We start from the raw sequence: 11,064 nt of genomic DNA on the forward strand, positions 1-11,064 counted from the left end.
GGCTCACCCAACTGGAGAGAGTGACATGCACAACCCCGTAATCCTGACTGGCGATCGTCCCACCGGCAAACTGCACATCGGCCACTATGTTGGCTCCCTGCGCCAGCGCGTCGAAGCCCAGCACCACTACCGTCAATTCGTGATGATCGCCGACTTGCAGGCGCTGACCGACAACGGCCACAACCCGGCCAAGGTGACCGACAACGTACTGGAGGTGATGGCCGACTATCTGGCGGTCGGCCTCGACCCGGCCAAGACCACCTTCTGTTTGCAAAGCGCCCTGCCCGCCCTCGCTGAACTCACCTGCTACTACCTCAATCTGGTCAGCGTCGCCCGGCTGGAGCGCAACCCCACCGTCAAGGCAGAAATCCAGCAAAAAGGGTTCGAACGCACGCTGCCGGCCGGTTTTCTGGTCTATCCGGTGAGTCAGGCCGCCGACATTACCGCCTTTCGCGCCAGCCATGTGCCGGTCGGGGAGGATCAGCTGCCGATGCTGGAGCAGACCAACGAGATCGTCCGCCGCTTCAACTCTCTGGTAGGCAAAGAAGTGCTGACCGAGTGCCAGCCGATCCTGAGCGACACCGGCCGCCTGCCCGGCATCGACGGCAAGGCCAAGATGTCCAAATCCCTCGGCAACACCATCGAACTCGGCATGTCGGCGGAAGAGGTCAAACAGGCGGTGTTCGCCATGTATACCGACCCCAACCACCTCAAGGTGAGCGATCCGGGTCAGGTGGAGGGAAATACGGTGTTCGCCTATCTCGATGCCTTCCACCCCGACAAGGCGCTGGTCGCCGAGATGAAGGCCCACTACCGACGAGGCGGACTGGGGGACATGCGCTGCAAACAGGTGCTCAATGACTGCCTGCAGACCCTGCTCGCCCCGATACGGGAGCGCCGTGCCGCGGCCATTGCCGACAAGAAGATGCTGCTGGAACTGCTCTATCAGGGCACCGAGCAGGCTCGCATCATCACCGATGAGGTATTGGCGGAGGTGAAAAGCGCCATGGGGCTCGACTACTTCGCCAGCATCCGCTGAGCGGGAGTCCCGAGCGCATCGTCGCCATAGAGGTCGAACACCAGCTGGTGCAGCAGGCTCTTGAACCAGCCGATCGCTTCGTCGTGAGCGGTCAGCGGGTGCCCCGCCATCAGGTAGACGATAGGGATGGCGGGGTCGAGCTGGTGCATCCGCAGCGGGTAGTAGCGGCAGAAGTGGCGCCCGATCATCTCGGGCACCACCACCAGATAGCGGCCAGTCGCCATCAGCGGCGGCACCGCCATAAAGCTCGGCAACCGCACGCCCAACTCCCGCTCCACCCCGAAGCGAGCCAGCCAGAGCTCCACCATCGCCTGGCTGTGACCCCAGCTGGAGGTGTGGATGTGGGGACGGCTCACCAGCTCGACCGGGGTCAGCACATCGGGCAATTCACTGCCGAGCGGCGACAGGCAGACCAGCGGGTTGTTGAACCACTCCTCCCGCCACAAGCGAGGTGAGAGATGATTCGCCCCGGCGAAACCGATCACCAGATCCAGCTCCCCCTTCTCCAGCTCCCGCTCGTAGTTGCTGTCGGCCAGCTCGCACACCTCAAGCCGACAGTGAGGCGCCTGCCGATGGAGCCGCTCCACCAGCACCGGCACCAACCCATGCTCCACCGAGCCCGGGGTGGCGATACGGAAAATCCGCCGCGCGCTGGCGGGATCAAACCCTTTGGCCTGCCGCAATCCCTGCTCCAGCATCGCCAGCGCCTGGCGCACCGGACCGGCCAGCGCCTTGGCTCGCTCGGTCGGCATCATCTCGCGCCGACTCATCACGAACAGCGGATCATCCAGCGCCACTCGCAGCCGCCCCAAGGCGTGACTGACGGTGGATTGGGAGAGATGCAGCCGTTCGGCGGCACGGGTGACATTGCGCTCCTGCATCAGCATGTCGAATACGGCGAGCAGGTTTAGGTCGAGACGGGCGAGCGAGCTATCCATCGATATTAGCCATAGTTAAATGCCAATAATTCATTTTTACCATAGTAACAGATTGCCTAGAATGCGCTGGCTTAATACATCGGAGATTCAAATGCGTAGCTATCTGTTATTGCTGGCCATTGGCCTGCTGTGGGGTTCCCAATTCATTTTCATGCACCAGGCCGTTGCCGAGTTGCCCCCCATTCTGGTGGCTGCCGGTCGTGCCCTGTGCGGCAGCCTGACCCTGGGTCTGCTCTGCCTGTTCATGCGGCTCAAGAGTGAGCACACCCCGTGGCGCACCTATATGCTGATCGCCCTGCTGGATGCCACCATCCCCTTCATCATGGTCGCCTGGGGCCAACAGTATGTGGATAGCGCCATCGCCGCCGTAGTCATGGGTTGTATCCCGTTTGTGACCATTCTGGCTGCACCGCTGTTTATTTCTGGTGAAAGAATCACCAAAACCGGACTGCTTTCCGTGATCATCGGCTTTGCCGGTGTACTCACCCTGTTCTGGCCGAAACTCTCTCAGGGTATGAACGCCGGTCTGCTCGGTGCCATGGCCATCCTGCTGGGTGCCAGCTGCTTCGCCATCGGCCTGCTGATGATCAAGCGCTTCGCCAAGGACCATCCGGTCGTGGTCGCCCGCAATATCCTGATCTCCTCGGCAATCCAGTTGCTGCTGGTCGCCCCCTTCATGGTTGATCTCGGCAGCCTGACCCTGCCGAGCACCCAGGCCCTGAGCGCGATTACCGTGCTGGGTACCCTCTGTACCGGTCTGGTCTACTTCCTCTACATGGCGCTGATCCAGAAGGCCGGCCCGACGTTCGCCTCCTTCAGCAACTATCTGGTGCCGCTGTTCGGCGTGATGCTGGGTGCCCTGTTCCTCGGCGAACAGATCCACCCCACCACAGGTGTTGCTCTGGCCCTGATCCTCGGCTCGGTCGCCATGAACCAGTGGGCGCAGCAGCGTCGCATGCAGCGCGAGGTCTCCCTATGTCAGGCATCCTGACCACACTGTGCGGTGGTCTGGTACTGATTGCCGGCTGGCAATATCGCCAGCGGCTGGCCGGGATCCTGGGCCTGCTGATGGTACTGCTGCCCTGGTTCTTCGATAGCAAGCTGCAAGCCATGCTGAGCTATGCCCTGAATGCCTGAAGTCCATCTCTGAATGTGTGACGAGAGTCTATCTCTCCTGTTTTTGGGACTGTTTTAAAAAACCTCCGATTTGTCCCCCGCTACCGGCGCTCTGCGCCGGTTTTTTTATGCCTGCCAGCCGGCGTCAGAGCAGATAGCGATAGCTGAGTCGCTCGTTCTTGCGCGGCCCGGTGATCTGCCAGCTCAGCAAGAAACCGCCGTCGATCTCGGTCAACTCGGCGCTGTAGTGATCCGCCCCGCACAGATGGGGCTCGGCGGTCAGCCAGCGGCCATCTCCTTGCGGCAGCAGCTCGAACAGTTCGACCGGCGCTTCATAACGCAAATGGGAGAGACGGATCCCCCGTTCACTGCGTTGCCACCAGAAGCGGTTGTGCATGGTGAGTTCCCTGCCATGGGGCGTGATGTAACGGCCCTGCTCGTTAAACAGCCAGCCCCCCTGATGATCGATCACCGCCACAACCCCCTCGCCACGACCATTCCAGTCGGTCGCCGACCTCTCGCCATTGCTGGCGGTAAAGGAAAATGCTCCGACCTGTGGCAATCGCCCCCATAAACGCTGGATTGCCGCTTCCATCTCGGCCATCATAGCCCCCTTAAAATTGACAACTGATGATAAATCAAACACATGAACTACTTGATAGGGGTCACCCTGCTCTGGTCATTCTCCTTCAGCCTGATCGGGGTCTACCTCGCTGGTCAGGTCGATGCCTACTTCTCGGTGCTGACCCGCATCGCCCTCGCCAGTCTGGTGTTTCTGCCCTTCCTGCGCCGCCGCTGGCTGCGCCCCGATCTGGTGGCCAAGCTGATGGCGCTGGGCGCCATCCAGCTCGGCATCATGTATCTCTTCTACTACCACTCCTTCCTGCTGCTGACGGTGCCGGAAGTGCTGGTCTTTACTATCTTCACCCCCATCTACGTCACCCTGCTCCACGATCTGCTGGAAGGGCGCTTCAAGCCCACCTATCTGTGGGGCGCCCTGCTGGCGGTGCTCGGGGCTGCCGTCATCCGCTTCGACGGCCTGACCGAAAGCTATGTGCTGGGATTTCTGGTGGTGCAGGGGGCCAACCTCTGTTTCGCCTTGGGTCAGGTGGGCTACAAGGTACTGCTGGCACGGGAGGCGGAGCAACCGCCGCAACTGGCGGTGTTCGGCTGCTTCTATCTGGGAGCGCTGGTGATCGCATTGCCCGCCTGGTGGCTGCTGGGCAAGCCGCAATACCCAACGTCAGGGTTGCAGTGGGGCATTCTGCTCTGGCTGGGGGTGGGAGCCTCCGGCCTCGGCTACTTCCTCTGGAACAAGGGGGCGACGCTGGTCACCAGCGGGGTGCTGGCCATCATGAACAATGCGCTCATTCCGGCCGGCTTGCTGGTCAATCTGCTGCTCTGGGGCAAGGATACCGACCTGACCCGACTGACCATCGGCGGCCTGCTGATACTGGCCTCGCTCTGGGTCTGCCAGCGTGACAAGCGCGGCCAACCCTGACCGCACTCAGCCGACGACGGTGTTGTGCTCCCGTCTGGCCTGACTGTGACAGCTGGCCAGCCGGGCCAGCAGATGATCGAGCTGCTCGCCAGCCTGACTCTGCACCAGCCCGATGCTGACGGTGACCGGCCGCTGTGACAGCAGGCTGGCATCGGCAATCTCGAGGCGCAGCCGCTCGGCGATCTCCAGCGCACTCATCCGCTCGGTCTGGGAGAGCATCAGGATAAAACCGTCCTCATCCCAGCGGGCGAAGGGATCTTCCCGCCGCAGCTCGTGGCGCACGATACGCGCCAGCTTGGCCAGCATGGCGTCGCAAGCCGCTTCGCCAAACAATTGCTGGATTTTGGCCATGTGATCGACCGAAAACTGCAGCAGACTGAAAGTGCCGCTCTCGGTCGCCAGCCGCTCTTCAAGCAGTTGCTCGAAACGGCCACGGCTCTCCAGTCCGGTCAACGGATCGGTGCCATGTCGCTCCTCCACCAGCACGGCAGCTGGATCGAGGTAACGGACAACCCCCAGCAGATACCCCCGCTCATCGCGACGCATCCGCTCTTCCAGCCGGATGTAGTGACCGTGATGATGCAGAATGCGGTATTCGAGGCGCAGACCGCTGCTGCGGCCGCTCTGGCAGGCTAGCAGGGCATCTTCCAGCCGGGCAACATCGTCGGGATGAACCCGATCCAGCCAGCCGAGATCATCCGGCCAGCACTCTCCCAATCCCAACAGGCGCAGGCAGGAGGGATCACGCTGCAGTCCATGTTGGGCTGACCAGCTCCAGATCCCCGCCTCCAGCAGCGCCATGGCATCAGACAGCAGACCCGGATCAAGCCGGGCAGTCACATCGACCAAAGGTGTCTTGAGCATTTCCATGGGGCGCCTCGAAACAGGATCTGAATACCTGCTCAATAAGTAACATTGGCGTTCACGCCGAGCAACAGGGTCAGAGCGCTTTTCCCTGATACCCGTTCATCAAGGTCTGCCAGTTCTCCGGTACGAAGTGGAAACTGGTGTGCAGTTGAGACTCTTTATTGAATGAACGGAGCAAGCGTTCCAGATTGGCCTTCTGCCATTCGCCGGGGGAGCGGATCGCCCCCTTGTCAAAATCGATCACCCACACCTTGCCCTCTTTATCGAGCAGCAGGTTGTGGCTGTTGAGATCGGCGTGATAGACCCCGGCATCGTGCAGCTGGCGTACCGTCTGACCGATCTTGTGCCACACCTCGGTCGCCACCGGCCCCTGCTTGAGCAACGCCACCATATCCTTGGCACCGCGAATTCGCTCGATCAGGATATCGGCGCGATAGAAGGGGCCCTGTTTGACCATACGGGCACCAAACGGACGCGGCACCGGCAACCCCAGCTCGCACAACTTGGCCAGCAGGGTGTATTCGGCCATGGCACGGCTCGACTCGACCCCTTCGAACCAGAAGCGATCCCGCACCACCTTGCCCACCATGCCGCCGCGATAGTAGTGGCGCAGCACCAGATGGCGGGACTCATCCTTGACGAACCAGGTCACCCCCCGCCCGATGGAGGTTCCCACCACCTGACGGTTGTTCTGCCACCAGGCAGGATCGAATAACTGGGGAGAGGGGTCGCGAAAGGCCCCTTCGGCATACCAGCAGATCTGGTTGTGTTCGGTCTGTACTCGCATCGTGGAGATCCCGCTCGGTGGGTCATGGATCGCAATTTTTCAATTGGCGATGAGGCTGCCGCTCTGGCATGCCCGCAATAGTTGCCTTTAATCAACGACGTGCAGAAACAGGTCATGGCACTGGGCCCGGCCTATCCTGGCTGACGATTGTGCGCAATTTTACAATCCAGAGGGGAGTTTGCATAATGCCATCCACCCTTTTTGCCAGCCGTGCGCCACAACATGCCGCTATTTCAAACGCCCCCCTCCTCCATCTGCATCCTGCGGCTATCCGCCATCGGGGATTGCTGCCACGCACTGGCGCTGGTGCGCGTCATCCAGCGGGAGTGGCCACAAACCCGCATCACCTGGATCACCGGCAAAATCGAGGCAACCCTGTTTGCTGATCTGCCCGGCGTCGAAGTAATCCCCTTCGACAAGAGCAAGGGGTGGCGCGGCTATCGCGATCTCTGGCAGACCCTCAAGGGGCGCAAATTCGATGCCCTGCTCCACCTGCAGGCAGCGATGCGAGCCAGCATCGCCACCCTCGGCATCAGCGCCAAGGTCAAACTAGGGTTTGATCGGGAACGGGCCAACGACGGCCAGTGGCTGTTCACCAACCACAAGGTGCCTTCGCCTGCCTCCCCCCATGTGCTGGACGGTTTCCTCGCTTTCGCCAAAGAGCTCGGCATCAAGGATCTGACCCCGGACTGGCAACTGCCCATCAGCGCCGAACATCAGGCGTGGGCAAAGGAGAAGATTGGCGGTAAACCGACCCTGCTGATCTGCGCCGCCGCCAGCAAGGCGTTCAAGAACTGGACAGCCGCAGGCTATGCTGCGCTGGCGGATCACGCCGCCAACAAGGGCTTTCAGGTTTATCTCTGTGGCGGGCCGGCCAAGCTGGAGCGGGATCTGGCCGCCGAGATCCGGCAACTCAGCCAGAGCAAGCCGGTCGATCTGGTGGGGCAGACCAACCTCAAGCAGCTGCTGGCGCTGATTGGCGAGGCGAGTCTGGTACTGGCCCCCGATACCGGCCCCACCCATATGGCCACCATAGTGGGCACGCCGGTGATCGGCCTCTATGCTCACCACAATCCGGCACGCACCGGCCCATATCTGTGCCGCGACTACGTGGTCAGCGTCTATCAGGAGCTGGTCGAACAGGAGACCGGCAAGCCGCTGGCCGAATTGAGCTGGCGCACCCGTCTCAAAGACCCGGAGGCCATGCGAAAAATCACCAGCGAGCAGGTGACCGCCGCGTTCGATCGGCTCTGTGCAGATCGTCAACTGCCGTAGTGACAGGGCACCTCGGGAATTCCGAGCCATCAGGCAGGGATAACCTGATAGCCCCTGCCCTCAGTCAAAGGCACAATGTAGGCTGATGTGGGTTACGCTCCCGCAGCAAGCTACGAATACTTTGATCGGCTGGAATATGATTCCGGCCGTTTTTTTATTCGCCGCATTCTGGTAAAATTCGTCGCCTTTACATCCTCCTGACTCAAGAATTTTCCGCGTTTTGCGTTTGGCTGTCTCCCTTTCGGGCACAAGACGGCGGTCTCTGCTACAACCAAAACAGCGGTTTCGATTAAAGGTAATAATATGGCGCAACAAGGCACTCTCTATATCATCTCTTCTCCGAGCGGCGCTGGTAAATCCAGTCTGCTCAATGCCTTGCTGACCAACCACAATCAAGCTGGCAAGATGCAGCTGTCGGTTTCCCACACCACTCGCGCCACCCGTCCTGGCGAAGAGCACGGCGTACACTACCACTTCGTTCAGGTGGAAGAATTCAAGGCACTGATCGAACGCGGTGATTTTCTGGAGTGGGCCGAAGTGTTCGGCAACTACTACGGCACCTCACGCGCCGCCATCGAAGCCTGTCTGGCCAAGGGGATCGACGTATTCCTCGACATCGACTGGCAGGGTGCCCGCCAGATCCGCGAGCAGATGCCGACCAAATCCATTTTCATCCTGCCCCCCAGCCGCGAAGAGCTGGAACGCCGCCTGATTGGGCGCGGTCAGGACAGCGCCGAAGTGATTGCCGGCCGAATGGCGAAAGCCATTGCCGAAATGGTGCACTACGACGAGTATGACTATGTCATTATCAATGAAGACTTCGAGCAGGCGCTGTTCCAGCTCAGGTCCATTATTGAGTGCCAACGGCTGGAGATGCGTCACCAGCAACAGGCTCAAAAAAACTTGCTGCAACAGCTACTGGCAGAGTAAGCCAAAAACAAGTAAACTTTTGCGTCATTTTTAAACACTGCTTTTCTAAATACAGAAAGCCCAAACACTGGAGTCCTGCATGGCACGCGTTACTGTAGAAGATGCTGTAAAACAGGTAGGTAACCGTTTTGACCTGGTGCTGGTCGCCGCGCGCCGCGCTCGTCAAATCGCGGTACAAGGCAAAGATCCCCTGGTCGACGAAGAGAACGACAAGCCGACTGTGATCGCCCTGCGTGAGATCGAGCTGGGTCTGGTGAACAATCAAGTGATGGACACCCAGGACCGCTACGAACAGCAAGAGCAGGAAGCCGCCGAGCTGGCTGCCGTTGCTGCCATCGCCGAAGGCCGCGGTTAAGTTATTCCTCCGGTTGGCACCCGCCCGGGTGCCGACTGTTCATCCCCATTTACAACCGCTCGAAAACCTCGCAAACTCAGGGCTATACCCTCAATTCCACGAATTGCCGTTTTACCGCTGCGGGGACTGTCTTGTATTTATTTGAAAACCTTAAAGAAATAGCCAGTTCCTACCTGCCGCCAGAGCAGGTTGAGAAGCTCAAGCAAGCCTATGTGGTGGCCCGTGATGCCCACCAGGGCCAGATGCGTTCTAGTGGCGAACCCTATATCACCCACCCTGTTGCCGTTGCCCGGATTCTGGGTGACATGCGCCTCGATCATGAAACCCTGATGGCCGCCGTGCTGCACGACGTCATCGAAGACACCTCTGTCACCAAGGCCGATCTGGCCGAACAGTTTGGCAATGCGGTTGCAGAACTGGTGGCCGGGGTCTCCAAGCTCGACAAGCTGAAATTTCGCGATCGCAAAGAGGCGCAGGCCGAGAACTTCCGCAAGATGGTGATGGCGATGACCCAGGATATCCGGGTCATTCTGATCAAGCTGGCCGACCGCACCCACAATATGCGTACCCTGGGTTCCCTGCGACCGGACAAACGCCGCCGCATCGCCCGGGAAACCCTCGAAATCTTCGCCCCCATCGCCAACCGCCTCGGTATTCACACCATGAAGAACGAGCTGGAAGAGCTGGGCTTCGAGGCGCTCTATCCGATGCGATCCCGCGTGCTGCGCGAATCGGTGCGCCGCGCCCGTGGCAATCGCCGCGAGATCATCGACTCCATCCAGAGCGAAATCAGCGGTCGCCTGAAAGAGGCGGGGATCGAGCATCAGGTCAGTGGCCGCGAGAAGAACCTGTTCTCCATCTACAACAAGATGGAGAAAAAAGAGCTGCAATTTCATGAGGTAATGGATATCTACGCCTTTCGTGTCAAAGTGAAGGACATAGATACCTGTTACCGGGTGCTGGGACAGATGCACAGCCTCTACAAACCGCGCCCCGGCCGCTTCAAGGATTACATCGCCATCCCCAAGACCAACGGCTACCAGTCGCTGCATACCTCGCTGGTGGGGCCTCACGGGGTACCAGTGGAGGTGCAAATTCGCACCGAGTTCATGGATCAGATGGCCGACAAAGGGGTTGCCGCCCACTGGGCCTACAAGCAGGATGGCGACAGTTCGGGCACCACTGCCCAGATCCGCGCCCAGCGCTGGATGCAGAGCCTGCTGGAATTGCAGCAGAGCGCCGGCAGCTCGTTTGAATTTATCGAAGGGGTCAAAACCGACCTCTTCCCCGACGAGATCTACGTGTTCACGCCGGAAGGACGCATCATGGAGCTGCCCGCTGGCGCCACGCCGGTGGATTTTGCCTACACAGTGCACACCGACATCGGCCACGCCTGCGTTGGTTCACGGGTCGACCGCCACCCCTACCCGCTCAGCAGTCCGCTGCACTCGGGCCAGACGGTGGAGATCATCACTGCGCCGGGCGCCCGCCCCAACGCGGCCTGGCTCAACTTCGTGGTGACCACCAAGGCCCGTTCCAAGATCCGCCAGTTCCTCAAGAACCTGCGCACCGAAGAGTCGGTGGTACTGGGTCGCCGCCTGCTCAACCATGCTCTGGGCGCCAAGAATATCGAAGACATTCCCGAGCCGCGCATCAAACAGGTGCTGGCCGACACCAAGCACGAGAACCTGCAGGGGCTGCTGGCCGATGTGGGCCTCGGCAACGCCATGAGTGTTATGGTGGCGCGCCGCATGCTGGGGGATGAACTGCCGCCGGAAGAACAGCCCAAAACCAGCAGCAAAAAGATGCCGATCAAGGGTGCCGACGGCATGTTGGTCACCTTCGCCAACTGCTGCCGCCCGATCCCGGGGGATGCCATTATCGCCCACATCAGCCCGGGCAAGGGTCTGGTGATCCACCAGGAAGCCTGTCGCAACATCAAGGGCTACAGCAAGGAGCCGGACAAGTACCTGCCGGTGCAGTGGGAAGTGGACAAGGAGCAGGAACAGGAGTTCCGCACCGGCATCAGCATCGAAATCGTCAACCATCAGGGTGCGCTGGCCGAGCTGGCCAACGTGATTGCCGCCACCGGCGCCAATATTCACGCCATCAGCACCGAAGAGAAGGATGGCCGGGTCTATCAGGTCAGCCTGCTCATCACCACCAAGAGCCGCATCCACCTGGCCAACATCATGCGCAAGATCCGCGTGATGCCCAACGTGCTCAAGGTGAGCCGACAGAAGAACTGAACACAGG

General features: G+C 60.3%; 12 protein-coding genes. 8 read left to right on the plus strand and 4 right to left on the minus strand.

Annotation, left to right across the window (positions count from 1 at the left end; genetic code table 11):
• Nucleotides 1-25: 25 nt before the first annotated feature.
• Nucleotides 26-1,039, plus strand: coding sequence for a tryptophan--tRNA ligase (trpS, locus tag AB5Z02_RS02770; RefSeq protein WP_368215223.1), 1,014 nt, complete (start codon nt 26-28; stop codon nt 1,037-1,039).
• Here the strand turns inward: trpS and AB5Z02_RS02775 are convergent.
• Nucleotides 1,018-1,977: a LysR family transcriptional regulator gene (locus AB5Z02_RS02775; RefSeq protein WP_106844425.1), complete on the minus strand. Its 960-nt coding sequence runs from the start codon at nt 1,975-1,977 to the stop codon at nt 1,018-1,020. The two genes, trpS and AB5Z02_RS02775, sit on opposite strands and share 22 nt — an antisense overlap.
• A gap of 91 nt (nt 1,978-2,068) precedes the next feature.
• Between AB5Z02_RS02775 and AB5Z02_RS02780 the strand changes: the two genes are divergently transcribed.
• Both AB5Z02_RS02780 and AB5Z02_RS02785 read left to right on the plus strand, forming a co-directional pair.
• Nucleotides 2,069-2,968, plus strand: coding sequence for a DMT family transporter (locus AB5Z02_RS02780; RefSeq protein ID WP_005357113.1), 900 nt, complete (start codon nt 2,069-2,071; stop codon nt 2,966-2,968).
• Entirely contained in the window at nt 2,953-3,114 is a 162-nt protein-coding gene (locus AB5Z02_RS02785) for a hypothetical protein (protein WP_005339236.1), read from the plus strand. Before AB5Z02_RS02780 ends, AB5Z02_RS02785 begins: the two co-directional genes overlap by 16 nt.
• 124 nt (nt 3,115-3,238) lie before the next feature.
• On the opposite strand, the gene AB5Z02_RS02790 is transcribed toward AB5Z02_RS02785, so the two are convergent.
• Nucleotides 3,239-3,700 carry a DUF6314 family protein gene (locus tag AB5Z02_RS02790; protein ID WP_279464078.1) on the minus strand — a complete coding sequence of 154 codons (462 nt, stop codon included), beginning with the start codon at nt 3,698-3,700 and terminating at the stop codon, nt 3,239-3,241.
• A 39-nt stretch (nt 3,701-3,739) separates the two neighbouring features.
• Here AB5Z02_RS02790 and AB5Z02_RS02795 point away from each other — a divergent pair, with 39 nt between their 5' ends.
• Complete coding sequence (locus AB5Z02_RS02795; protein WP_368215225.1) at nt 3,740-4,594, plus strand: carboxylate/amino acid/amine transporter; 855 nt, start codon at nt 3,740-3,742, stop codon at nt 4,592-4,594.
• 6 nt (nt 4,595-4,600) lie between these two features.
• Here AB5Z02_RS02795 and AB5Z02_RS02800 read toward each other — a convergent pair whose 3' ends face one another.
• Both AB5Z02_RS02800 and AB5Z02_RS02805 read right to left on the minus strand, forming a co-directional pair.
• A complete protein-coding gene (locus AB5Z02_RS02800) occupies nt 4,601-5,464 on the minus strand; it encodes a sensor domain-containing diguanylate cyclase (protein WP_216956763.1) in 864 nt (287 codons plus the stop codon).
• Between the two features lie 70 nt (nt 5,465-5,534).
• A complete protein-coding gene (locus AB5Z02_RS02805) occupies nt 5,535-6,248 on the minus strand; it encodes a 3-deoxy-D-manno-octulosonic acid kinase (RefSeq protein WP_005339249.1) in 714 nt (237 codons plus the stop codon).
• A gap of 222 nt (nt 6,249-6,470) precedes the next feature.
• Here AB5Z02_RS02805 and AB5Z02_RS02810 point away from each other — a divergent pair, with 222 nt between their 5' ends.
• The 4 genes from AB5Z02_RS02810 to spoT all read left to right on the plus strand — a co-directional run bounded on the left by AB5Z02_RS02810 (nt 6,471) and on the right by spoT (nt 11,057).
• Nucleotides 6,471-7,523 carry a glycosyltransferase family 9 protein gene (locus tag AB5Z02_RS02810; RefSeq protein WP_368215227.1) on the plus strand — a complete coding sequence of 351 codons (1,053 nt, stop codon included), beginning with the start codon at nt 6,471-6,473 and terminating at the stop codon, nt 7,521-7,523.
• 303 nt (nt 7,524-7,826) lie between these two features.
• Nucleotides 7,827-8,453 carry a guanylate kinase gene (gene gmk / locus AB5Z02_RS02815; RefSeq protein ID WP_005339253.1) on the plus strand — a complete coding sequence of 209 codons (627 nt, stop codon included), beginning with the start codon at nt 7,827-7,829 and terminating at the stop codon, nt 8,451-8,453.
• A 79-nt stretch (nt 8,454-8,532) separates the two neighbouring features.
• Nucleotides 8,533-8,808: a DNA-directed RNA polymerase subunit omega gene (gene rpoZ, locus AB5Z02_RS02820; RefSeq protein ID WP_005307060.1), complete on the plus strand. Its 276-nt coding sequence runs from the start codon at nt 8,533-8,535 to the stop codon at nt 8,806-8,808.
• A gap of 131 nt (nt 8,809-8,939) precedes the next feature.
• Nucleotides 8,940-11,057, plus strand: a complete 2,118-nt coding sequence (gene spoT / locus AB5Z02_RS02825; RefSeq protein ID WP_005339255.1) for a bifunctional GTP diphosphokinase/guanosine-3',5'-bis pyrophosphate 3'-pyrophosphohydrolase — start codon at nt 8,940-8,942, stop codon at nt 11,055-11,057.
• Nucleotides 11,058-11,064: the final 7 nt, after the last annotated feature.

Source organism: Aeromonas sp. R2-3, assembly GCF_040908375.1.
In the GTDB taxonomy this organism is placed as follows: Bacteria; Pseudomonadota; Gammaproteobacteria; order Enterobacterales; family Aeromonadaceae; genus Aeromonas; species Aeromonas veronii.

Bases quoted from the DNA above. Each gene is read 5' to 3' on its own strand.
- rpoZ (WP_005307060.1), top strand. From the start codon at position 8,533: ATGGCACGCGTTACTGTAGAAGATGCTGTAAAACAGGTAGGTAACCGT.
- AB5Z02_RS02795 (WP_368215225.1), top strand. From the start codon at position 3,740: ATGAACTACTTGATAGGGGTCACCCTGCTCTGGTCATTCTCCTTCAGC.
- AB5Z02_RS02810 (WP_368215227.1), top strand. From the start codon at position 6,471: ATGCCGCTATTTCAAACGCCCCCCTCCTCCATCTGCATCCTGCGGCTA.
- AB5Z02_RS02785 (WP_005339236.1), top strand. From the start codon at position 2,953: ATGTCAGGCATCCTGACCACACTGTGCGGTGGTCTGGTACTGATTGCC.
- trpS (WP_368215223.1), top strand. From the start codon at position 26: ATGCACAACCCCGTAATCCTGACTGGCGATCGTCCCACCGGCAAACTG.
- AB5Z02_RS02780 (WP_005357113.1), top strand. From the start codon at position 2,069: ATGCGTAGCTATCTGTTATTGCTGGCCATTGGCCTGCTGTGGGGTTCC.
- gmk (WP_005339253.1), top strand. From the start codon at position 7,827: ATGGCGCAACAAGGCACTCTCTATATCATCTCTTCTCCGAGCGGCGCT.
- AB5Z02_RS02800 (WP_216956763.1), bottom strand. From the start codon at position 5,464: ATGGAAATGCTCAAGACACCTTTGGTCGATGTGACTGCCCGGCTTGAT.
- AB5Z02_RS02775 (WP_106844425.1), bottom strand. From the start codon at position 1,977: ATGGATAGCTCGCTCGCCCGTCTCGACCTAAACCTGCTCGCCGTATTC.
- AB5Z02_RS02805 (WP_005339249.1), bottom strand. From the start codon at position 6,248: ATGCGAGTACAGACCGAACACAACCAGATCTGCTGGTATGCCGAAGGG.
- AB5Z02_RS02790 (WP_279464078.1), bottom strand. From the start codon at position 3,700: ATGATGGCCGAGATGGAAGCGGCAATCCAGCGTTTATGGGGGCGATTG.